This is a genomic window from Caulobacter vibrioides (assembly GCF_002310375.3).
GTDB classification, from domain to species: domain Bacteria; phylum Pseudomonadota; class Alphaproteobacteria; order Caulobacterales; family Caulobacteraceae; genus Caulobacter; species Caulobacter vibrioides_D.
The window spans coordinates 2,641,820-2,663,362 of the sequence record NZ_CP023315.3; the positions used below are offsets into that span (position 1 = coordinate 2,641,820).

Annotated in this window: 24 protein-coding genes and 1 pseudogene; 7 read left to right on the top strand and 18 right to left on the bottom strand. The window is 66.7% G+C overall.

Going from position 1 to position 21,543, the window contains the following annotated elements:
* Window positions 1–26: 26 nt before the first annotated feature.
* Window positions 27–587, bottom strand: a complete 561-nt coding sequence (locus CA606_RS12540; protein ID WP_096050828.1) for a nucleoside 2-deoxyribosyltransferase — start codon at window positions 585–587, stop codon at window positions 27–29.
* 68 nt (window positions 588–655) lie between these two features.
* On the opposite strand from CA606_RS12540, the gene CA606_RS12545 reads away from it, so the two are divergent.
* Window positions 656–1,453: a CAP domain-containing protein gene (locus CA606_RS12545; protein WP_096050827.1), complete on the top strand. Its 798-nt coding sequence runs from the start codon at window positions 656–658 to the stop codon at window positions 1,451–1,453.
* 2 nt (window positions 1,454–1,455) lie between these two features.
* Here the strand turns inward: CA606_RS12545 and CA606_RS12550 are convergent, their stop codons facing one another.
* The 5 genes from CA606_RS12550 to CA606_RS12570 all read right to left on the bottom strand — a co-directional run bounded on the left by CA606_RS12550 (window position 1,456) and on the right by CA606_RS12570 (window position 5,287).
* On the bottom strand, window positions 1,456–2,034 hold the full coding sequence (locus CA606_RS12550) for a YceI family protein (RefSeq protein WP_096050826.1): 579 nt from the start codon (window positions 2,032–2,034) through the stop codon (window positions 1,456–1,458).
* A 100-nt stretch (window positions 2,035–2,134) separates the two neighbouring features.
* Window positions 2,135–2,611 carry an SRPBCC family protein gene (locus CA606_RS12555; RefSeq protein ID WP_096050825.1) on the bottom strand — a complete coding sequence of 159 codons (477 nt, stop codon included), beginning with the start codon at window positions 2,609–2,611 and terminating at the stop codon, window positions 2,135–2,137.
* On the bottom strand, window positions 2,595–2,954 hold the full coding sequence (locus CA606_RS12560) for an ArsR/SmtB family transcription factor (RefSeq protein WP_096050824.1): 360 nt from the start codon (window positions 2,952–2,954) through the stop codon (window positions 2,595–2,597). Before CA606_RS12560 ends, CA606_RS12555 begins: the two co-directional genes overlap by 17 nt.
* A gap of 104 nt (window positions 2,955–3,058) precedes the next feature.
* On the bottom strand, window positions 3,059–4,120 hold the full coding sequence (gene ilvC, locus CA606_RS12565) for a ketol-acid reductoisomerase (RefSeq protein WP_181242572.1): 1,062 nt from the start codon (window positions 4,118–4,120) through the stop codon (window positions 3,059–3,061).
* Between the two features lie 240 nt (window positions 4,121–4,360).
* Complete coding sequence (locus CA606_RS12570; RefSeq protein ID WP_096050823.1) at window positions 4,361–5,287, bottom strand: RcnB family protein; 927 nt, start codon at window positions 5,285–5,287, stop codon at window positions 4,361–4,363.
* Window positions 5,288–5,381: 94 nt separating this feature from the next.
* Between CA606_RS12570 and CA606_RS12575 the strand changes: the two genes are divergently transcribed.
* Together CA606_RS12575 and CA606_RS12580 are read left to right on the top strand one after the other, a co-directional pair.
* Window positions 5,382–5,942, top strand: a complete 561-nt coding sequence (locus CA606_RS12575) for a DUF924 family protein (protein ID WP_096050822.1) — start codon at window positions 5,382–5,384, stop codon at window positions 5,940–5,942.
* Window positions 5,943–6,042: 100 nt separating this feature from the next.
* On the top strand, window positions 6,043–6,882 hold the full coding sequence (locus tag CA606_RS12580; RefSeq protein WP_096050821.1) for a thymidylate synthase: 840 nt from the start codon (window positions 6,043–6,045) through the stop codon (window positions 6,880–6,882).
* On the opposite strand, the gene CA606_RS12585 is transcribed toward CA606_RS12580, so the two are convergent.
* Entirely contained in the window at window positions 6,879–7,901 is a 1,023-nt protein-coding gene (locus CA606_RS12585; protein ID WP_096050820.1) for a medium chain dehydrogenase/reductase family protein, read from the bottom strand. The genes CA606_RS12580 and CA606_RS12585 overlap by 4 nt on opposite strands.
* Before the next feature lie 102 nt (window positions 7,902–8,003).
* On the opposite strand from CA606_RS12585, the gene CA606_RS12590 reads away from it, so the two are divergent.
* The gene (locus tag CA606_RS12590) at window positions 8,004–8,519 is read left to right on the top strand and encodes a dihydrofolate reductase (protein ID WP_096050819.1); all 516 of its coding nucleotides are present in this window, start codon (window positions 8,004–8,006) and stop codon (window positions 8,517–8,519) included.
* Window positions 8,520–8,619: 100 nt separating this feature from the next.
* Here CA606_RS12590 and CA606_RS12595 read toward each other — a convergent pair whose 3' ends face one another.
* On the bottom strand, window positions 8,620–9,084 hold the full coding sequence (locus CA606_RS12595) for a hypothetical protein (RefSeq protein ID WP_096050818.1): 465 nt from the start codon (window positions 9,082–9,084) through the stop codon (window positions 8,620–8,622).
* Between the two features lie 135 nt (window positions 9,085–9,219).
* On the opposite strand from CA606_RS12595, the gene CA606_RS12600 reads away from it, so the two are divergent.
* Window positions 9,220–10,131, top strand: coding sequence for an SMP-30/gluconolactonase/LRE family protein (locus CA606_RS12600; RefSeq protein WP_096050817.1), 912 nt, complete (start codon window positions 9,220–9,222; stop codon window positions 10,129–10,131).
* Between the two features lie 164 nt (window positions 10,132–10,295).
* On the opposite strand, the gene CA606_RS12605 is transcribed toward CA606_RS12600, so the two are convergent.
* Window positions 10,296–11,387 (bottom strand): NADH:flavin oxidoreductase, encoded by a 1,092-nt coding sequence (locus CA606_RS12605; protein ID WP_096050816.1) that lies wholly within the window; start codon window positions 11,385–11,387, stop codon window positions 10,296–10,298.
* Between the two features lie 146 nt (window positions 11,388–11,533).
* On the opposite strand from CA606_RS12605, the gene CA606_RS12610 reads away from it, so the two are divergent.
* The gene (locus CA606_RS12610; protein ID WP_096050815.1) at window positions 11,534–11,974 is read left to right on the top strand and encodes a hypothetical protein; all 441 of its coding nucleotides are present in this window, start codon (window positions 11,534–11,536) and stop codon (window positions 11,972–11,974) included.
* A gap of 17 nt (window positions 11,975–11,991) precedes the next feature.
* Here CA606_RS12610 and CA606_RS12615 read toward each other — a convergent pair whose 3' ends face one another.
* From CA606_RS12615 to CA606_RS12630, 4 genes are all read right to left on the bottom strand, one after another.
* Window positions 11,992–13,203 carry an acyl-CoA dehydrogenase family protein gene (locus CA606_RS12615; protein WP_096050814.1) on the bottom strand — a complete coding sequence of 404 codons (1,212 nt, stop codon included), beginning with the start codon at window positions 13,201–13,203 and terminating at the stop codon, window positions 11,992–11,994.
* A gap of 6 nt (window positions 13,204–13,209) precedes the next feature.
* Window positions 13,210–13,500: a putative quinol monooxygenase gene (locus tag CA606_RS12620; protein WP_096050813.1), complete on the bottom strand. Its 291-nt coding sequence runs from the start codon at window positions 13,498–13,500 to the stop codon at window positions 13,210–13,212.
* Between the two features lie 121 nt (window positions 13,501–13,621).
* Complete coding sequence (locus tag CA606_RS12625; RefSeq protein WP_096053783.1) at window positions 13,622–13,924, bottom strand: hypothetical protein; 303 nt, start codon at window positions 13,922–13,924, stop codon at window positions 13,622–13,624.
* 168 nt (window positions 13,925–14,092) lie between these two features.
* On the bottom strand, window positions 14,093–14,788 hold the full coding sequence (locus CA606_RS12630; RefSeq protein ID WP_096050812.1) for a J domain-containing protein: 696 nt from the start codon (window positions 14,786–14,788) through the stop codon (window positions 14,093–14,095).
* Window positions 14,789–15,062: 274 nt separating this feature from the next.
* Between CA606_RS12630 and CA606_RS12635 the strand changes: the two genes are divergently transcribed.
* On the top strand, window positions 15,063–15,848 hold the full coding sequence (locus CA606_RS12635; RefSeq protein ID WP_096050811.1) for a hypothetical protein: 786 nt from the start codon (window positions 15,063–15,065) through the stop codon (window positions 15,846–15,848).
* Between the two features lie 13 nt (window positions 15,849–15,861).
* Here CA606_RS12635 and CA606_RS12640 read toward each other — a convergent pair whose 3' ends face one another.
* The 5 genes and pseudogenes from CA606_RS12640 to CA606_RS12655 form a co-directional block, all read right to left on the bottom strand.
* On the bottom strand, window positions 15,862–17,310 hold the full coding sequence (locus tag CA606_RS12640) for a GH1 family beta-glucosidase (protein WP_096050810.1): 1,449 nt from the start codon (window positions 17,308–17,310) through the stop codon (window positions 15,862–15,864).
* Window positions 17,311–17,333: 23 nt separating this feature from the next.
* Window positions 17,334–17,485: pseudogene (locus CA606_RS20100) on the bottom strand (hypothetical protein); the annotation flags it as partial.
* Window positions 17,486–17,490: 5 nt separating this feature from the next.
* Window positions 17,491–20,190 carry a methionine synthase gene (gene metH, locus CA606_RS12645; protein WP_096050809.1) on the bottom strand — a complete coding sequence of 900 codons (2,700 nt, stop codon included), beginning with the start codon at window positions 20,188–20,190 and terminating at the stop codon, window positions 17,491–17,493.
* Window positions 20,180–20,368 (bottom strand): hypothetical protein, encoded by a 189-nt coding sequence (locus tag CA606_RS12650; protein WP_096050808.1) that lies wholly within the window; start codon window positions 20,366–20,368, stop codon window positions 20,180–20,182. The genes metH and CA606_RS12650 overlap by 11 nt, the downstream gene beginning before the upstream one ends.
* Complete coding sequence (locus CA606_RS12655) at window positions 20,368–21,444, bottom strand: homocysteine S-methyltransferase family protein (RefSeq protein WP_096050807.1); 1,077 nt, start codon at window positions 21,442–21,444, stop codon at window positions 20,368–20,370. Before CA606_RS12655 ends, CA606_RS12650 begins: the two co-directional genes overlap by 1 nt.
* Window positions 21,445–21,543 lie beyond the last annotated feature (99 nt).

Consider the following 21,543-nt stretch of genomic DNA (forward strand, 5'->3'; position numbering starts at 1 on the left):
CCTTGACGCAGATCAAGTCAAACGCGCTATTCCGCGTAAAGAGCCAGCGCCTCCAGGCAAAGTTCCAGGCCGGTGAGGTCTCTCAGCGGATCATCGGTGACGATCACGAACAGGCGGCGCGCCTCCCCCCACAGCATCACGGTCTCGGGCAGGCCATGGTCCTCGATCGTGCAGCCGTCGGGGTCCCGCCAGACGCGATTCTCGTCGAGGATCGCCCCCAGGTCCGCGTCGACCCGCGCGACGTACTCGGCGCCCAGTTCGCTGGTCACGTTCATGTAGGCGAAGGTCGGCTTGCCGAGCCCCGCCAGCACCCCGGCCTCGAACACGGTCGCGGTGTCGGCCGTGGGCCCCCGGAATGGGGTGAGATTGATGACGCCCGCGTCGGCTTGGCGCAATTGCGCCATGCGCGCGGCGTAGAACTGTCTAGCCTCCAGTTCATCGCCCGCGTCGCCCACCGGCATGCGGGCGGGGACCAGGGCCTCGAGCCCGGCCTCCAGGCACAGCGCCCGCTGACGCGAGGCCTGGATATCGGAATCGGGGAGCCAGGCCTCGGGGCCGGCCAGCCATAGGGAACGAACAGGTTTCATAGACCTTAGGTCTGGTCCCTATGGTCAGGTGTCAATGCTGGGCCTGAAGTTAGGCCGTCGGAGACCGAATGCGGACGATCGCGCGTAGAAGCTTGCTGACCGCCGGCCTGGCCCTGGCCGCCTCCCCGGCCCTGGCCGCGCCGGCCGCGCCCTGGATCGCCTACGAACGGCGCCTGCGCGCGCTGCTGTCCGATCCACCCGGCGGTGACTTCGACCCCGCGTTCGAAGAGACCTTGCTCGACCTCAACAACCTCTATCGCGGTCGCCAGGGTCCAGCCCCGCTGGCCTGGGACGAGGGTCTGCGTCTGGCCGCCCGCGCCCACGCCGCCGACATCGCGGTGACCGGCGTCTTCGAGCATCTGACGCGAGAGGGTTTCTCTCCAGCCGGACGCGTGGGCCTGTTCGCGCGCGATCTAGTCGGCGCACCCGGCGAGAACATCGCCATGCGCCGCAACGCCGCCAGCGCCGTCACCTACGACCAGATCATGAACCAGTGGAAGACCAGCCCCGGCCACCGCGCCAATCTCCTGGCGCCCGGCTTCACCCATGTCGGCTACGGTGTCTTCAGGCAGGGGCCGCGTGTCATCGCCGTCGGCGCCTACGCCGAGGTCAGCGCACGGCTGGCAGGCCCCGCGCCCCTGCGCGTGCGCTCGACCGACGAGATCGCCCGCGCCCTGTCCTATGCGACGCCGACGATCCGCCAGTTCTCGATCTCGGAACCCGGCGGCGAAGTGCTGACCGCGACCTATCTGGAGGATCGCGCGGCGCCGACGCTGAGCGCCGGCGCCTGGCAGCTGCGCCCGCACCTGTCGACAGGCGAGCGCCGCTACCAGGTGGCCTGGGGTCCCGTATTCGTGCTGGGCTAGCCCTACTGAGCCACCGCCAAGGCCTCGATGCGGATGTTCACCGCATCCCCGATCGCGCCCGCCCCGATGGTGTGGCCGAACGCCTTGCGGCTGATCTGGCCAGTGATGGTGAAGCCGGCCTGCTTCTTCTGATTGTTGCCGACGCCCATCTTGTTCAGCTTGACGTCCAGGGTGACGGGCTGGGTCACACCCATCACGGTCATGTCGCCCGTGACCTTGGCGGTCGTGTCACCCGTCTTCTCGACCTTGGTCGACTTGAAGGTCATGGTCGGGTTCTTGGCGGCGTTCAGCCAGCGCTCGGCCTTCAGGTGCTCATCACGCGCGGTGTTGGCGGTGAGAATGCTGCCGACCGCAACGGTGGCCTCGACGCGCGACTTCTCCGGCGCAGCCTCGTCCAGCCAGATCGTGCCTTCCGACTGGGCGAAGAGGCCCAGGATCGAGGTAAACCCCATCCGGTCGATCGAGAAGAAGGTCTCGGTATGCGACGAGTCCAGCTTGTAGGCGACTTCTTCGGCGAAGGCCGGGGCGGCGGCGACCGACAGGGCCGCGCCGGCGATCATGGCGGCGAGCAGGCGTTTCATGGAGCGTCTCCTTCGTCATTCCCAAGCGGGACCAGCAGCAAGCTTCCCGTGCGCGGATCAACCACGCAACCCACAAACGCCCGCCCAGCGCTCGCCGGCCTCAGGCCACCCGTTCCGACAGAAGCTCATCCAGTTGCTCGAACTGCACCGGCAGGCCGGCCGCAGATCCCTGAAGCGCCTCGTCGCAGGCCGCCTTGCTGGGATAGAGCTCGCTGAGCGTCAGGAAGGTCTTGCCGGCCCGATCCTCGAACGTGACCGTCGTTACGGTGATCTCGCCGCTCTCCTCATTGGTCCAGACGATCCGCGAGGGCGGCGTCACGTCAGTGTACTTGCCGTAGAACGCCATGGCGTTGGCCGCGTCGAGGCCGAACTCCAGGCGATAGCCGCCCCCCGTGCGCACATCCATCTCACAGGCTCGCAAAGGCACGCCAAGCGCCTTGGGAACCCACCAGCGCTGGAAAAGCTCGGCTTTCGACCAGGCTTCGAAGACGACATCGACCGGGGCGTCGAACAGGCGGGTCACCACCAGTTCGCGCTCGGACGTTCGCGCCACCACGGTTTCATTCTTTCCGGCCATTTTGGTCGTCCCTCTGCTTCAAATCCTCGATGATCTCTTCCAGCGCGTCGAACCGCAGCGCCCAGCGCTGGCGATACCGCTCGATCCACGCCGCCTCGGCCTCTAGCCCGCCATCCTGCAGACGGCAGACCCTGACCCGTCCAACCTTCTGAGTGGTCACCAGCCCCGCCGCTTCCAGCAGGCTGACGTGCTTCTTCATGCCCGTGAGGGTCATGCCGAACCGCTCGGCCAGATCGGTGATCGAGGCCTCCCCCTGCCCCAGATGCTCCAGCACGCCCCGGCGCGTCGGATCCGACAGGGCGGCGAAGGAGACATCGAGGCGGGCGGCGCTTTGCTGAACCATTCGGTTCAGTATGCACGCGGACGGCGTTTGCGCAAGCCGCCAAACGAAAAGCCCCCGGCCTGGGAGGACCGGGGGCTTCGTGGGATCAGCTTGGGTGCTGAAGCTTAGTTCTTGGCTTGGTCGACCAGCTTATTCTTGGCGATCCAAGGCATCATGCCGCGCAGGCGAGCGCCGACCTCTTCGATCTGGTGCTCGGCCGAGCGACGACGCGTGGCCTTGAAGCTGGGCTGGCCGACGGCGTTCTCCAGCATGAAGTCGCGCACGAACTTGCCCGACTGGATGTCTTCCAGAACGCGCTTCATCTCGGCCTTGGTTTCCGGCGTGATGATGCGCGGACCGGTGACATACTCGCCGTACTCGGCCGTGTTCGAGATCGAGTAGTTCATGTTGGCGATCCCGCCTTCGTACATGAGGTCGACGATCAGCTTCAGCTCGTGCAGGCACTCGAAATAGGCCATTTCCGGCGCATAGCCGGCTTCAACCAGGGTTTCGAAGCCCGCGCGGACCAGCTCGACGGTGCCGCCGCACAGAACGGCCTGCTCGCCGAACAGGTCGGTCTCGCACTCTTCGCGGAAGTTGGTCTCAATGATGCCCGAGCGACCGCCGCCGATGGCCGAGGCGTAGGCCAGGCCAAGGTCGAGGGCGTTGCCCGTGGCGTTGTGGTGCACCGCGATCAGGCAGGGCACGCCGCCGCCCTTCTGGTACTCGCCGCGCACGGTGTGACCCGGGCCCTTCGGCGCGACCATCAGCACGTCGATGGTGTCCTTGGGCTCGATCAGGCCGAAGTGGACGTTCAGGCCGTGGGCGAACAGCAGGGCTGCGCCATCACGGATGTTGGGGGCGATTTCGTTCTTGTAGATCGCGGCCTGATGCTCGTCGGGCGCCAGGATCATGATCAGGTCGGCCCAGGCGGCGGCTTCGGCCACCGTCATGACCTTCAGGCCTTCGCCTTCGGCCTTCTTGGCGGTCGGCGAACCGGCGCGCAGCGCGACGGCTACGTTTTTAATGCCCGAGTCCCGAAGGTTGAGCGCGTGGGCATGGCCCTGGCTGCCATAGCCTACGATGGCGATCTTCCGGTCCAGGATGCGGGCCAGATCAGCGTCGCGGTCGTAGTAGACGCGCATGTTTTTTCTCCAGGACTGGTCAATCGGGGCCGCTCGGCGCAACAGCAAAGCGACAAAGGCCGGGCGTTTGAGCGTTTTTTTGCCGTTTCGTCAAGGCGAAGCCGACAGAACGCAGAAATGCGACAACCTTCGCCGCCCCTTTTACGCGCTCACGAAGAACCGCGCTATGCGGCGCCGCATGCAGCGCCCTTTCGCAAACGCGAAATTTCACGCCGCCAGGCCCGCCAAACGAAGAGGGGCGGAAGCTGTCGCCTCCGCCCCGGGGTCTTCAGTGAGCCGCCGTCACCAGAACAGGTCGTAGTAGACGCTCAGAATCTGGCCGCTCCAGACGTCGACCAGCACCGCGTTGTCACCGACCCGGATCCACTCGCAGCCGATCGGCGGCTGCGGCAGGTCATAGCGCCAGTAGTCCAGATAGTACGACGGCGTGTACCAGCCGTACGGGAGGTAGTCGCCAAACGACCAGGCGCGGGCGTACCAGCCGCTGGGATAGCGGTAGGCCGGGGCGCGATAGCGCTGAACCGACCGGAAGCTCGGGCGATAGTAGCCGCGATCATAGTAAGACCGCCCACGATCGCGATCGCGGTACTGGCCATAGCCCGACCGGCGATCGTCGCGATCCCAGCCCCCCCGATCCCAACCGCCGCGATTGTCCCAGCGGTTGTTGTCACGGCCACGATCGCGCCCTTTGTCGTCGTTGCGGTCCCCGCGATTGTTGTTGTCGCGGTTCCAGCCGCCACGGTCGCGGTTGTTGTCGTCTCCTCGGTTCCAGCCGCTGCCGCCACCCGCGCCGGGCGGTGTCTGCGGCTGGGGCTGGGGTTGGGGCTGAGGCTGGGGTTGAGGACGATCGCCGCCACGGTTCCAGCCGCCGTCCGGGCGCCCGCCACGATCGCCGCGCTCTCCGCGCTCTCCGCGATCGCCACGATTCCAGCCGCCGCCTTGCTCCTGCTGTTGCGGTTGAGGCTGGGCTTGCGGTTGCGGACGGTCGCCGCCTCGGTTCCAGCCGCCTTGGCCGCCACGATCACCGCGTTCGCCCCCTGGCCGACCACCCCGATCGCCGCGATCAGCTCGCTCACCGCGCGGGCCACCGTCGCGCTGCTCGCGCTGGACCTCCTGCTGCTGGGCGACCACCGCCCCGGCGGCGGCGGCCTCCGCGGCCGCGCCTCCGATCAGCGAGAGCATCATCGCGGTCGTGATCAGACGTTTCATTTCCTGCTCCGAAGGGCCTTGAAGCGCGGCCCGGGCTTGTCCCTTGATAACAGCATCGGACTCGCCGGATGAACCGAGCTTGAACGGAGCCAGGATGAGCGCGCACCCCAACGATATCGTCGGCTTCTGGCGCAATGCCGGCCCCGGCAAGTGGTTCGCCAAGGACCAGGCCTTCGACGCCGCGATCGCCTTGAAGTTTGAGCAGACCCACTATCGCGCCTCGATGCGCCGGTACGACGCCTGGAATCAGACGCCTGAGGGCGCTCTGGCCTTGCTGATCCTGCTCGATCAGTTCCCGCGCAACATGTACCGGGGCACGCCCCACGCCTTCGCAACCGACCCGTTGGCGCGGATGTTCGCCCGCCAGGCCATCGCCGCCGGCCATGACCAGGACCCCGTCCTGCCCCTGGAGCTTCGGCGATTCTTCTACCTGCCCTTCGAGCATTCGGAGTCGCTGGTCGATCAGGAGTTCAGCGTCCAGCTGTTCGCCACGCTGCAGGCCGACACCGGCGACGAGGAATCGATGAAGTACGCCCTCATCCATCGCGACGTCATCGCCCGTTTCGGGCGCTTCCCCCATCGTAACCCCAGCCTCGGGCGCGAGACGACCGAGGCCGAGCAGGCGTTCCTCGACGAGGGCGGCTTCGCGGGGTGAGCCACGCCTGTCGCTTGCCGCCGGAAAAGTCCGCCCGCGCTGTGGACAGGCCAAGGCGCCGCAGTGTTCAAGGCGGCGATTCGCGGCCAAAGTAGCGACCATGAGCACCGCCGTCCTCGACGCCCCCAAAGCCGACGCCAACCACCCCGAGCGGCAGTACCTGAACCTGCTGGCCGACATCCTGGAGAGCGGCGTCCAGCGTGGCGACCGCACGGGCACGGGGACGCTGGGCGTGTTCGGCCGCCAGATCCGCTTTGACCTGGCCAAGGGCTTCCCGGTCCTGACCACCAAGAAGCTACACCTGCGCTCGATCATCATCGAACTGCTGTGGTTTCTGAAGGGCGACACCAACATCGCCTATCTCAAGGACAACGGCGTGCGCATCTGGGACGAGTGGGCCGACGAGAACGGCGACCTGGGCCCCGTCTATGGCAAGCAGTGGCGCTCATGGGCCACGCCGGATGGCCGGGTGATCGACCAGATCTCGGCCGTGGTCGAGAACCTGAAGACCAACCCCAACAGCCGCCGCCACATCGTCACGGCCTGGAACCCGGCCGACGTCGATGACATGGCCCTGCCGCCCTGCCACTGTCTGTTCCAGTTCTTCGTCGCGGATGGGAAACTGAGCTGCCAGCTCTACCAGCGTAGCGCCGACGTGTTCCTAGGGGTGCCGTTCAACATCGCCAGCTACGCCCTGCTGACCGTCATGGTCGCCAAGGTCGTGGGCCTGGAGCCCGGCGAGTTCGTCCACACCTTCGGCGACGCCCACCTCTATCTGAACCACCTGGATCAAGCCCGCGAGCAACTGACCCGTGAGCCGTTCGACTTCCCGACCCTGAAGATCGCCGACAAGCGCGACCTGTTCGCCTTCGAGTACGAAGACTTCGCGCTGGAGGGCTACCAGGCCCACCCGCACATCAAGGCCGAGGTTTCGGTCTAGGGTTTCAACACGATCTTGCCGGCCAGCTGCGCCGACTGCAGCAGGGCCTGAGCCTCGCCGGCTTCGCTGAGCGGCAGGACCTTGGCGATCTTGGGCTGGATCGCGCCGTCGGCGATCAAGCCCAGCACCTTGGCCAGATCCTCGCGATAGGGCCCGGGGCGCGCGTTGCGCCACGACGTGACGTTGTAGCCCACCACGCCCCGGCTGCCGCTGAACAGCTTCAACGCCGACAGGCGGTCAGACAGCAGCATCTTGATCATGGCGGCGGGACGCGCCTTGCCGCCCTTGGTCGCGTCGTAGCCGCCGTACAGGACCGCCGTGCCGCCATCGCGCAACGCGGCCATCGAGGCGGTCTTGAGGTGCGGGCCGCCCACATGGTCGAACGCCGCGACCACGCCGCCGCCGGAGATCGCCAGCGCCCGCTCGGCGACGGCTTCGGCGCGATAGTCGATATGGATCCCGCCCTTGGCCTCGACCTCGGCCTTCTTGCCGGCCGACGCCGTCCCAATGGCCCGCACGCCGCTGAGGCGCGCCAGATCCAGCAGCAGGCCGCCGACGCCGCCGGCCGCCCCGTGGATCAAGACCCATTCTCCCGCCGTCGAGCCCGCGACCCGATGGAACATCTGCCAGGCCGTCAGCCCGTTCAGCACGCCCGCGACCAGGGCCTCGGCCAGCGCGCCCTCGGGCGCGGCCACCAGGTAGCGGGCTTCGATATTGCGGCGCGAGGCGTAGGAGCCCGTCACCGTCAGGGCGGCGACACGCTGGCCAACCGCGAAGCCTTGGACATCGGGACCCAGGGCCTCGATCCGGCCAACGAAGTCATAGCCAGGCGTCACCGGGGCCTTCACGCCCGGATAAAGACCGGTGCGCATCACGATGTCGGCGAAGGCGACGCCGGCGGCCTCGATCGCCACCCGCGCCTCACCGGGACCCGGCGGTGGCAGGACGATCTCGCGCCCTTTCAGCACCTCGACGCCGCCCGTCCGGGCCATGTGCATCTCGAACGCCGTTCCAGACATCGCGCGCCTCCCCGATCATTGTTCTTCGGTCGGCAGAGTTATCGACGTTCAGGTTTGGATCAAGGCATGGCGTACCGCGCCGACGCTCGCTAATCAGGGGGCATGAGCATGCCCACCCTCGCCATTGTCGTCGCCCGCGCCGCCAATGGGGTGATCGGTCGCGATGGCGACCTGCCCTGGCGCCTGAAATCGGATCTGGCCCTGTTCAAGGCCAACACCCTGTTCAAGCCCATCATCATGGGCCGCAAGACCTGGGACAGCCTGCCACGCAAGCCCCTGCCCGGTCGGACCAATATCGTGCTGTCCCGCGACCAGAGCTTCGAGCCCGAGGGCGCGGTGGCCTGCGAGACCTGGATGGAGGCGTTCGAGATCGCGCGCGAACAGGCCGCCGATGACGGCGCCGACGAGGTCTGCGTGATCGGCGGCAGCGCGTTGTTCGAGCTGGCCCTGCCCAAGGCCAAGCGCCTCTACCTCACCGAGGTGGCCGCCGAGGTCGAGGGCGACGTGCGCTTCCCCGACTTCGACGAGAGCCTCTGGACCGAGACCCGGCGCGAAGCGCATCCCGCCGGCGAAGGCGATGACCACGCCTTCGTGTTCAGGGTGCTGGAACGGCGTTAAGGCGCTTTTCGAGCGAAGCGGACCCGGTTCGCGTGAAGAAAAATGCGCCAAAACAAAAGACTAGAGCCCACGGCCTGACGCAGTCAGGTCGTGACAGGCGCTAGTTCGGCGCTGAGGCCGCCGGCAGCGGCCGGGGCTTGCGCTCCAGATCGGCCCGCTTGCGCGTCTTGAGCACATCGCCGGTGCACGGACGGAAGACGACCTCGACCTCGCCGCCCTTGCCAGGCTCAGGCAGGGCGTAGCCGGCGGGTCCGATCCGATGAGCCGTAATCACGACGTTGTCGTGGTCGTCACGGCTCCAACCGGTGCGGAACTGGACCGCGGTGTCGCCGTAGCGCTTGCTCAGCTTGCGATCGAAAGCCTTGTGGATCGCGCTGTCCAGCACCGGCTTCCAAGCCTCGTCCTTCATGGCCGGACAGCTCGGGCGCGTCGGCATCACCGCCATCTTCTTGGCGGGCTTGGGCGCCGACACCATGGCGGGCTTGTGCGGCACGAAGGGAACCTTGATCCCACACCCGGCCACCACCAGGCCCATCGCCGCAGCCGCCAGAACAGATGAGCGCATAACAGAATCCCTTGCACGCCAGTCGGCCCCCGACTCACCGCGAATATGCGCGGCGCGCAAGTCACCCTGGCCAGATTCAAACGCACGTTTATAGTCAGCGCCATCGCCCGTCAGAGGCGCGCAGGGAGACGTGACATGGATATCCAGCTGGTGGCCGAAGGCCTGCAGTTCCCCGAGGGCCCGATCGCCATGGCCGATGGCTCGGTGATCCTCACGGAGATCCAGGGGCAGCGCCTGACCCGCGTCTGGCCCGACGGGCGCAAGGAGACCGTGGCCGAGACGGGCGGCGGTCCCAACGGCGCGGCGATCGGCCCGGACGGCGCGATCTATGTCACCAACAACGGCGGCAGCTTCCAGTTCTTTGAGGCCAACGGCCTGAACATTCCCGGTCCCACGCCCCCGACCCACACGGGCGGCGCCATTCAGCGCGTGGACCTGAAGACGGGCGCGATCACGACGCTCTACACCGAATGCGACGGCAAGCCGCTGGTCGGACCAAACGACCTGGTCTTCGACAAGCAGGGCGGTTTCTGGTTCACCGACCATGGCTGTTCGACGCCGGACGGCCGCAAGTATGGCGCGCTGTACTACGCCCTGCCCGACGGCTCGAAGATCACCCGCTGGCGCGATCACTTCGTCTCGCCCAACGGCGTGGGCCTCTCGCCCGACGAGAAGACCGTCTACATGGCCGACACCATGCTGGGGCGGCTGTGGTCCTTCGACGTCGCCGCGCCGGGCGTGCTGGCGGACGCCGTCCCGCTGCTTCCGGGCAACGTGGTGTGCAACCTGCCGGGCTATCAATTGCTGGACAGCCTCGCGGTCGAGGCGGACGGCAAGGTCTGCGTGGCGACGATCATCAATGGCGGCGTCACCGCCTTCGCGCCGGACGGCTCCACCGAGCACTACGCCTTCCCGGACGTGATCGTGACCAACATCTGCTTCGGCGGCGCGGACATGCGCGACGCCTGGATCACCGCGTCGGGCACCGGCAAGCTCTACAAGGCGCGCTGGCCCCGCCCGGGCCTGAAGCTCAACTTCAACGCCTGAGCCGGTCTATTCCTCCCGCAGGAACGAGCCGGCGATCAACAGGGCCACGGCCAGCACGGCCAGAAGGCCCGACACATAGGGCAACCAGGACATCGTTCACCTCCCAAGAGCGGAGGTGACGATGCGCCGGGGCCGCCCGCGCGGACAGCCCCGGAACAAGGGGGTTAGTACAGGGTGCCGAGCGCGGCGCGTTCGAACGCCTGCAGCTCGTTCGAGCGGCCTTCGCGGATCTTGGTGACCCACTCCGGATCCTGTAGCAGGGCGCGGCCGACGCCGACCATGTCGTACTCGCCGCGTTCCAGGCCGCCGATCACGTTGTCGATCGAGGTCGGCTGGCTGCCTTCCCCACCGAACGCGGCGATGAATTCGCCCGACAGGCCCACCGAGCCGACCGTGATGGTCGGGGCGCCGGTCAGCTTCTTGGCCCAGCCGGCGAAGTTCAGGTCGCTGCCCTCGAACTCAGGCTCCCAGAAGCGGCGCTGGCTGCAGTGGAAGATATCGGCGCCGGCGTCGGCCAGCGGCTGCAGCCAGGCTTCCATCTCCTTCGGCGTTTCGGCCAGACGGGCGGTGTATTCCTGCTGCTTCCACTGCGACAGGCGGATGATGACTGGATAGTCCGGCCCGACCGCCGCGCGCACGGCCTTGAGGATTTCGGCGGCGAAACGGCCGCGCTCACCGATCGTCGGACCGCCCCAGGCGTCGGTGCGGACGTTCGTGCCCGACCAGAAGAACTGATCGATCAGGTAGCCGTGGGCGCCATGCAGTTCGACGGTGTCAAAGCCCAGACGTTTGGCGTCGGCGGCGGCGGTGGCGAAGGCCTGGATGGTGTCGGCGATCTCGGCGTCGGTCATCGGCTCGGTGAAGGGGTTGCCGCCGGCCTTTGAGAGGCCCGAGGGGCTGTCGACCTTGCCCAGCACGTCCTTACCCTTGGCGGCGCCGACATGCCAAAGCTGCGGCGCGATCTTGCCGCCGGCGGCGTGAACTTCGTCGACCACCTTCTTCCAGGCCGCCAGTTCCTTCTCGCCGTGGAAGCGCGGCACGTTGGCGTCGTTCAGCGAGGCGGGACGCGCGACGCCCGTGCCTTCGGTGACGATCAGGCCGACCTGGTTCTCGGCGCGGCGACGGTAGTAGGCTGCGACCTCATCGGTCGGCACGCCGCCCGGCGAGAAGGATCGCGTCATCGGCGCCATCACCACCCGGTTGGGCAGCTTCAGCGACTTGAACTCGAAGGGCTGGAAGAGGGCGTCGAGCGACATGAGGGCTCCAGGGGAGAGAAAATTACGATCAAAATTCAAACACGCGTTCGAGAGCGAAGCCAAGGCAGAAAAACTGCAACGGCTACGGTTCCGCGCGTGAAGGCTTGCGCCGGCGCGTTGGCGACGCGAGAACCGGCGCGACGGAGATGGGAGCGCGGACGATGGGCGGCAAGCCGGCGAACTGGTGGATCATGCTGGCGGCGGGCGTTTTCGCCGCCGTGTTCCTGCTGAACGACTTCATGGACCATGGCCACGCGATCCTGGCGCACGCGGGACCCAAGGGCCTGCTGACCTCCCCGACCATTCACCACAAGATTGGTGAGGCCTTGATCGGCGTGATCCTGTTCATGACCGCCCTGATGCGACCGATCTGGACGCCGGAACGCCTGATCGCCAACCTCAAGGCTTCGTATCCGCTGATGCTGGTCGGCGCGGCGTTGAACGCCCTGGCGTGGTTCGGCAGCGGTCTGCCGGCCACGGACTTCAACAAGATCTGGTTCCTGCTGATGGTGGCCATCGGCGCGGGCGGGCCGCCCTTGCTGATCCGCTGGCTTGGCAAGTCGAAGAGGACTCAGGCCGAAACCTGAGTCCTCCTGAAGACGCCCTAGAGACCCAGAACCATCTTGGCCATGATGTTGCGCTGGATCTCGTTGGAGCCGGCGTAGATCGAGGCCTTGCGATAGTTGAAATAGGCCGGCGCGGCCGGCGCGGCGTAGTCGGGACCCGCACGGCCATCGTTGGCGGGCGACCAGGTGTCACGCACGAACGGCGTGGCGTAGTTGCCCACCGCCTCGAGCGTCAGCTCGGTGATCGCCTGCTGATGCTCTGAGCCGACGCATTTGAGCATCGACGAGGCCGGGCCGATATTCTTGCCCGCGCCGCGCCCCGAGAAGATCCGCAGTTCGGAGGCGTTGAGCGCCTCGACCTGGATCTCGAGGTTGGCGATCTTGCTGCGGAAATCCGGATCGTCGATCAGGCGTCCGCCATCGTCGGCCCGCTCCAGGGCCGCGATGCGCTTGACCTTCTTGAGCATGTTCATCAGGCCGGGCGCATAGGCGTTGCCGCGTTCGAACTCGAGCAGGTACTTGGCGTAGGTCCAGCCCTTGTTCTCTTCGCCGATGCGATTGGCGACCGGCACGCGGACATTGTCGAAGAAGACCTGATTGATCTCCTGCTCGTTGTCCGGCGGGCCGTCCAGGGTCGGCAGCGGCTTGATCTGGATGCCGGGCGTGTCCATCCGCAACAGCAGGAACGAGATGCCCTCCTGCGGCTTGCCCTCGGTCGAGGTGCGAACCAGGCAGAACATCCAGTCGGCCCACTGGGCGTGTGTGGTCCAGATCTTGGAGCCGTTCAGCACGTAATCGTCGCCGTCACGCACCGCCCGCATCTGCAGGCTGGCCAGGTCCGAGCCCGAACCCGGCTCCGAATAGCCCTGGCACCACCAGATGTCGGAGTTGAGGATCGGCGGCAGATGTTGAGCCTTCTGCGCGTCCGAGCCGAACGCCATGATCACAGGAGCGACCATCTTCAGGCCCATCGGCGACGAGGTCGGCACACCGGCAAGGCTCATCTCCATATTGAAGATGTAGCGCTGCGAGGCGGTGAAGCCTGCGCCGCCCAGCTCGACGGGCCAGTCCGGCGCCGCCCAGCCGCGCTCGGCCAGCTTCTTCTGCCACTTCACCTGACCGGCCTTGTCCAGATAGCCGTTCTTTGACTGGCTCATCTGCCGGCGCAGATCATCGTCATAGGCGGTGGCGATCCAGTCGCGCACCTCCTGCTGGAAGGCCAGGTCCTCGGCCGAGAACGCCAGATCCATCGCGCCCTACTCCACTGCGTCGAGATATTCGATGACGGGGGCCCCCGCCATGGTCGGGCCCATGGCCGCGCCGGCGGCCTTGAAATAGTCGGTGCCGCCATGGTGCTTCAGCGCATCCATCGAGGCGTAGAGCTCCAGCACCTTGTAGACGCCCTCTTCGGTCTTGGAGCGCGTGAGTTGGTACATCAGGCAGCCGGGTTCATTGGCCTTCACCTTGGCGGCCAGATCCAGGAACACCGTCTCGAACTCCGCCGCCTTGGCGGGCTGCACCTTCAAGGTCGCGACAACGCCGATCATGTCTTCCTCCCAACAATTGTTTGAATGGCAGGATGAGCGAGCGCGCGGCGCACGGCAAGGGCGACGTGAGGGAAGTTGAAGGACCTTGGCCGAGCGAAGGGCCGATCAGGCGCGATGCGCCCTATGAGCGCTCGTTCCAGCCGTAAGCGACCCAGGAATGGCCGCCGACATTGCGGGCCTCGATCAGGCCATCGTCGGCGGGCGTCTTGGCGACCTTGCGGCCCCGGAAGGCGAAGGCGGCCAGACCGAACAAGGCGCTGCCGATGAATCCGACCACCACGACGGTCGCCGCGAAGATCACCGCCAACACCGCCCCGACGACCACCGCGACCGACGTCGCCAGAGCGCCGGCAAGCCAGGCCAGGTTTCGCAAGGGCGAAGCGATGGTGCTCATCTGGGTCCTTTCGTCGGCGCTTATGATCAAGCAGGTTGGTTCATAAGCGCTGAACGTCAACTGAACACCCCCACGTGGAGGATGAAAAGCCTTTTTCGATCATCAGCGACGGGACGGATTGTCTCGCCTAGAGCGCGACACCAAGCGTGGGAAAAGGCTTCGGTGTCAGTCGCGCTCTAACTCGATTGTACATCGCCTTTAGCCGGCGACGGCCAGTCCAAGCTCCCGCCGCTCGCGCATCACCGTCGAGAAGGCCGCGTTGATGGTGGCGGCCTTGGCTTCGGCGACCGCGATGAACTCGGTGGGCAGCCCACGGGCGCGCGCACGGTCGGGGTGAGCGCTGGACAACGCCGTCTTCCAGGCCGAGCGCACGGTGGCGTCGTCAGCGTCCGGCGGCACCTCCAGGATGGCGTAGGGATCGTTGGCGTCGACACCCAGATGGGTGGCGCGAAGGCGGCGGAACGCCAGCGGCGACATGCCGAACAGATTCGACACGCGCTCCAGGTAGTCGAGTTCGTCTTGCGACACCAAGCCATCGGACTTGGCGATGTGGAACAGGCCGTCGACCACGTCCTCAAGCAACTGCGGGCAGCTGGAGTAACGCTTGGCCAGACGTTTGGCGTAGCTCTCGAAACCATGCGTGGTCTGGCGCGCCAGGTCGTACAGGCGGTGAATGTTCGGCTCGGAGGCGGGGTCGGGCTGAAACACCTCGCTGAAGGCGGCGAACTCGCCGCCATCGGCGCGACCATCGACCTTGGCCAGCTTGGCGCCCAGCGCCGTCACCGCCGTCGAGAATGCTGGATCCTCACCCGGCAAACCGCCCGGACATTCGGTGCAGTCAGCCAGGTCCAGGCGCCGGGCGGCGATGCTCGCGATGTTGCGCCAGAAGGACATGGCTCGCCTCGAAACCAGCAACGGATAAGAGAGATACGCACGACGAAGCGACCGGATCACCTCTTTCGGTGCTTCTAACACAATGAGAATGATCGTTCACATGACTTTAGTGCAATGCGGCGAATGCCCACGCCGACGGCGCCCAGGAGCTGAACGCCGTCTCGCGCATTGTGGATGCGCTCGACGATAAAGCTGCGTCGCCACGCAACGGTCCCAATCCGGACCGAAATGCTCTATCGACGACATCGGATCACTAAAAAGGACCTCCGCCCGCATGGCGAACGCCCTCTTCCTCGCCCTGGCCCTGCTGGCCCAAGACGGCCAAGCGAGCCCCCAAAGCCCCAACGCGCCGCCGTCGGACGAGTATGGCTATGTCGCCTGGTGCTACGGCGCGCTTGGCGGCTACGCCTCGCTCTACGATCAGGTGATGCCGGAGGTGACACGGATCGAGAAGGCGTTCCCGGGCCCGGACGGCGTGGCGGCGTCGCTGAAGACCTATCCTGAGCTGCGGGCGCAAGCCCAGAAGGACCTGAAGATCTTCGCCTCGGCGATCACGGCGGCCGAGAAGGCCAGCCCCCGCCCGATCTCCGAATATGGCGGCTCGCAGGTGAAGCGTGGCGCGGCCATCTGGCAAGGCGCCGGTTCGGTCGACAAGGCGCGTCTGGCGCAGATGTGGATGAGCTGGAGCCCGCCGGGCGACTGCGAGAAGCGCGCCAAGACGCTGGAGATGAAGTCCTCGATCCTGGGTCGCGCCCTGAACTTCAACGCGGCCTCGGCGACAACCCAAGCGCCCGCTACACCGGAGCCGACGCCCGCGCCAGCGCCCGCGGAGACGCCGGTCGCGGAGACGCCTCAGGCCCAGGCCGCGCCCGCCACGCCTGCGAAAGCGCCGACCCAGCCCGCCCAGGCCCGGAAGCTGAGCAAGGCCCCAAGCGCGAAGGCGGCGCCTGTGGCCGCTAACGAGATCATCATCGACCCCGCCAACCCCAAGCCCTGCGCCGGCAGCCTCGCGCCCGCCAAGCGCGACGGCAAGGACGTGTTGATCTGCAAGGCTGACTGAAGTCCGCCTCCCCTCACGGGGAGGAGGGCAAGGTCCCGCTTTCCGCCAAGGCCTTGAACCAGCCGTAGGAGGCCTTCGGAATCCTGCGGCCGCTCGCGGCTTCCATGGTCGTGAGGCCAAATTTCGAGGTGTAGCCGAGGTCCCACTCGAAATTGTCGATCAGGGTCCACTCGAAGTAACCGCGGATATCGCAGCCCGCCTCGCGGGCGGCCAGCACCGCCTCCAGATGGCGCCGCAGATACTTAATGCGGAAAATGTCATCCAGAAGCGCTGGCCCGCTGCTGAACGGGTCCGAGCATCCGTTCTCGGTCACCAGCATCTTGGGCGCGCCATACTCGCGACGCACGCGATCCAGAACCTCGAACAGGCCAGACGGATCGATATGGCGCCCGAACGCGTCCTGCTCCGCGCCAGCAGGCGAGTCGGCGGCGGCGATCTTGCTCGGCGCCGACAGGTCCAGCCGCACATAGGCCGGGGCGTAGTAGTTCACCCCCAGGAAATCGATAGGCTGACGGGTGATCTTCAGGTCGCCGTCCCGGACAACGCCCTTGAGCGGTTCGTCCATCGCCTTCGGGTAGGTTCCCTTGAACAGCGGGTCGAGCCAGGCGAGGTTCCAGATTTCGTCCAGCCCATCGGACGCCAGACGGTTCCAGAACGCCAACGGCCCACCCGCCGGCCGACACGGCTGCAGCGCCATCGTGGTGCCCACTGAAAGGTCGCTGCGCGCCGCCCGCAGCGCCTGGATCGCCAACCCTTGACCCAGGTTCATGTGGTGCGTGACCGGTCCCAGCAGCGCGGCGTCCTTGAGGCCCGGCGCGTGCTCGCCCAGCACATGCCCGAACACGGTGTGGACCGCCGCCTCGTTCAGGATGATGTAATTCTTCAGCCGGTCGCCCATCTTGTCGACCACGGCGCGCGCATAGTCCGCCAGACGCAGGGCGGTGTCGCGATTGGCCCAGCCGCCCTTCTCCTGCAAGCCTTGCGGCAGATCCCAGTGAAAGAGTGTGGCGTAGGGCGTGATCCCCTTGGCCAGCAGGGCGTCGACCAGTCTTGAGTAATGATCCAGCCCGGCCGCATTCACCGCCCCTGCCCCGCTCGGCAGAATCCGGGACCAGCTCATCGAGAAGCGGTAGGCGCTCAGGCCGGCGCCGGCGATCAGGTCGACATCGTCCTGGTAGCGTCGGTAGCTGTCGGTGGCGTCCGCAGCGGTATCGCCATTCTTGACGTGGCCTGGAATTCTCTCGAACACGTCCCAGATGCTGGGCCCGCGCCCGTCGGCGGTTTGCGAGCCTTCGGTCTGGAAAGCGGCCGTCGCCACACCCCAGACAAAGTCCTTCGGAAACTGCCGCCCCTTGGGGGTCAGGTCCGTTTCGCCCGGCCCCTCGCACGCCGATAGCCCCAGAGTCGCGCCGCCCAGGGCCAATGTCCCCAGCGCGCGTCGGCTGACGCCTGAGCGATCCATGTCGTCCCCTCCCGTTACGCCTTGGGAGGAGGATGCGTTGGGATATCGCGGTTCGCAATCCTTCCCCTAGCGGGGGAGGTGTCGGCTCGAAGAGACGACGGAGGGGGAAGAGGCAAGCTGAGCAGGACTCCCCCCTCCGGCCTTCGGCCGCCTCCCCCACGGGGGGAGGATTTTCTGTCCCTAAGCCGCCGCCCCGCGCGCCCGCGCCAGCGGATCATAGTTCAGGATCGGCGACAGCCAGCGCTCGGCGGTCTCCATGTCCCAGCCCTTGCGGCGGGCGTAGTCCTCGACCTGGTCGGCGTCGATCTTGCCGACGCCGAAATAGTGCGCCTGCGGGTGGCTGAAGAACAGGCCGGAGACCGCCGCGCCAGGGGTCATGGCGTAGCTCTCGGTCAGCTGCAGACCGGTGGCCGCCTCGGCGTCCAGCAGCTTGAACAGCGTGCCCTTCTCGGTGTGGTCGGGCTGGGCCGGATAGCCGGGCGCGGGGCGGATGCCCTGGTACTTTTCGGCGATCAGGCGCTCGACGTCGGCGTCCTCATCCGGCGCGTAGCCCCACAGCTCGACACGGGCCTTGTGGTGCAGCCACTCGGCGAAGGCTTCGGCCAGGCGGTCGGCCAGGGCCGAGGCCATGATGGCGTTGTAGTCGTCGCCGGCGTCCTTGAAGCGCTTGACGATCTCGTCCTCGCCATGGCCGGCGGTGACGGCGAAGCCGCCGACATAGTCCGCCCCCTGCCCGATCGGCGCGACGAAGTCCGACAGGGCGACATTGGCCTTGGCCTCGCCGCTCTTGTCGGCGCCCTTGTCCATCTGCTGACGCAGGGTGTGCAGGCGCGAGAACTCGGCCACGCGGGTCTCGTCGGTGTAGAGCACGATGTCGTCGCCCTGGGCCTGGGCCGGCCAGAAGCCGATCACGCCCTTGGCCCCGAACCACTTTTCCTCGACCACCTTGTCCAGCATGGCGCGGGCGTCGCGATAGAGGTCGGTGGCGGCTTGGCCGACCACGTCGTCTTCCAGGATCTGCGGGAAGCGGCCGATCAGCTCCCAGCTGGCGAAGAACGGCGACCAGTCGATGAACGGGACCAGTTCGGCCAGCGACGGCTCGAAGGTCCGCGTGCCGATGAAGGCGGGTTTCGGCGGCGCATAGCCCTTCCAGTCGATGGCGAAGGCGCGCTTGCGGGCCTCCTGGATCGAGGCGCGGGCCTTGGTCGTCTGGCCGCGCGCGTACTGTTCGCGGACCTTCACATACTCGGCGCGGGTCTCGGCGATGATCCGGTCGCGCTCGCCTTCCGACAGCAGGCCCGAGACCACGCCGACGGCGCGGCTGGCGTCGACGACATAGGTGGTCGGACCCCGGCGATAAGCCGGCTCGATCTTGACCGCCGTGTGGGTACGGCTGGTGGTGGCGCCGCCGATCAGCAGCGGGATGTCAAAGCCCTGGCGCTCCATCTCGGCGGCTACGAACACCATCTCGTCCAGCGAGGGCGTAATCAGGCCCGACAGGCCGATCATGTCGACCTTGTGCTTCTTGGCCTCATCAAGAATCCGGTCGGCGGGCACCATTACGCCCAGGTCCACGACCTCGTAGTTGTTACACTGCAGCACGACGCCGACGATGTTCTTGCCGATGTCGTGGACGTCGCCCTTGACGGTCGCCATCAGCACCTTGCCGGCGGCCTTGCGCTCCTGGCCTTCCTTCTCGGCCTCCATGAACGGCATCAGCCAGGCCACGGCCTGCTTCATGACGCGGGCCGACTTCACGACTTGCGGCAGGAACATCTTGCCCGCGCCGAACAGGTCGCCGACGACGTTCATGCCGTCCATCAGCGGGCCTTCGATCACGTGCAGCGGGCGCTCGGCGGCCAGGCGCGCTTCTTCGGTGTCGGCCTCGATGAACTCGGTGACGCCGTTGACCAGAGCGTGGGTCAGGCGCTCGTTCACCGTGCCCTTGCGCCATTCCAGGTTGGCGACCTGCTGCTGGCCCTTCTCGCCCTTGTAGCGCGGGGCCATCTCGACCAGACGCTCGGTGTTGGTCATCACCGGATCGCGCTGCGGACGGTTGAGGATCACGTCCTCGACGGCCTCGCGCAGGGCCGGATCGATGTCGTCATAGACCGGCAGGTCGCCGGCGTTGACGATGCCCATGTCCATGCCGGCGTTGATGGCGTGGTACAGGAACACCGAGTGGATCGCCCGGCGCACCGGCTCATTGCCCCGGAAGCTGAACGAGACGTTCGACACCCCGCCCGACACCCGCGCATAGGGCAGCATCTGCTTGATGCGGCGCGTGGCCTCGATGAAGTCGACGGCGTAGTTGTCGTGCTCCTCGATCCCCGTCGCCACGGCGAAGATGTTGGGGTCGAAGATGATGTCCTCGGGCGGGAAGCCGACCTTCTCCACCAGCGTGTTGTAGGCCCGCTCGCAGATCTCGACCTTGCGCTTTTCGGTGTCGGCCTGGCCGACCTCGTCAAAGGCCATGACCACCACGGCTGCGCCGTAGCGCAGGCAGAGCGTGGCCTGTTCGAGGAACTTTTCCTCGCCTTCCTTCAGGCTGATCGAGTTGACGATCGCCTTGCCCTGCACACACTTCAGGCCCGCCTCGATCACCTCCCACTTGGAGCTGTCGATCATCACCGGCACGCGGGCGATGTCGGGCTCGGCGGCCATCAGGTTCAGGAAGGTGACCATGGCCTGCTGGCTGTCCAACAGCCCCTCGTCCATGTTCACGTCGATGACCTGGGCCCCGGCCTCGACCTGCTGGCGCGCGACCGACAGCGCCTCGGGGTAGTTCCCCTCGACGATCAGCTTCTTGAACTTGGCCGAGCCGGTGACGTTGGTGCGCTCACCGATGTTGACGAAGACGGGGCGCATTTCAGGATCCAATAGCAGTCATCCCTTCTCCCCTTGCGGGAGAAGGTGGCCCGCGAAGCGGGTCGGATGAGGGGTTGAAGAACGTCGCCGCCGCGAGACAGCGGTTGAAGGGCCAGCGAGACCCCTCATCCGTCGCCTTCGGCGACACCTTCTCCCGCAAGGGGAGAAGGAGAATTGAAGTCACAGACACTAAGCCAACTCGAACGGTTCAAGCCCCGCCAGGCGCATGGCCTTGGGGCGCTCGGGGATCTGGCGCGGCGTCACGCCGCGTACTTCGTCGGCGACGTGGCGGATGTGGTCCGGCGTCGTGCCGCAGCAGCCGCCCAGGATGTTGACCAGGCCGTCCTTGGCCCATTCGTGCAGAGCGTGGCCGGTCTCGTGCGGCTCCTCGTCGTACTGGCCCATGGCGTTGGGCAGGCCGGCGTTCGGATAGGCCGCGACCAGGGTGTCGGCGATACGGGCCATCTCGGCGATGTGCGGGCGCATCAAGTCCGCGCCCAGGGCGCAGTTGAAGCCCACCGCGAATGGCTTGGCGTGCTTGACGCTGTTCCAGAAGGCTTCGGCCGTCTGGCCCGACAGGGTGCGACCCGAGCGGTCGGTGATGGTGCCGCTGATCCAGATCGGCAGCTCCTCGTGGCCCTCGTCGCGCCAGTCCAGGATCGCCTTGATGGCGGCCTTGCAGTTCAGGGTGTCGGTGATCGTCTCGATCAGGAAGAGGTCGACCCCGCCCTGGTAGAGGGCGTCCACCTGCTGGCGATAGGCCGCGTAGACCTGGTCGAAGGTCACCTTGCGCGCGCCCGGATCGTTCACGTCCGACGACATCGACAGCATGACGTTCAGCGGCCCCATCGAGCCAGCGATGAACTTCGGGCGGTCGGGATTCTGCGCGTTCCAGCGGTCGGCCACCGAGCGGCCGATCTTGGCGCCTTCCAGGTTGATGTCCCAGACATCCTGTTCACCCAGGTGATAGTCGGCCTGGGCGATGGTGGTGCCCGAGAAGGTGTTGGTCTCGGAGATATCGGCGCCGGCGCTGAAATAGGCGTCGTGCAGCTCGGCCACGAGATCGGGCCGCGTCAGGCAAAGGATGTCGTTGTTGCCCTTCATCTGGCCGTTGTAGGCGGCGAAGCGTTCGGCGCGGTAGTCAGCCTCGGTCAGGCCCTTCTTCTGGAACATCACGCCCCAGGAGCCGTCGAGAATGAGAATGCGCTCCTTGGCGGCGGCCTTCAGGGCGGCGACGCGGTTGGAACGGATCGTGAGATCGGTCATGGGCGGAACTCCGGGGCGCAAGCGCCCCCTCCGTCACGCTGCGTATTCGCAGCGCGCCACCTCCACCGCTGGGCGGGTGAGGAGGAAGTTGCAGCATCC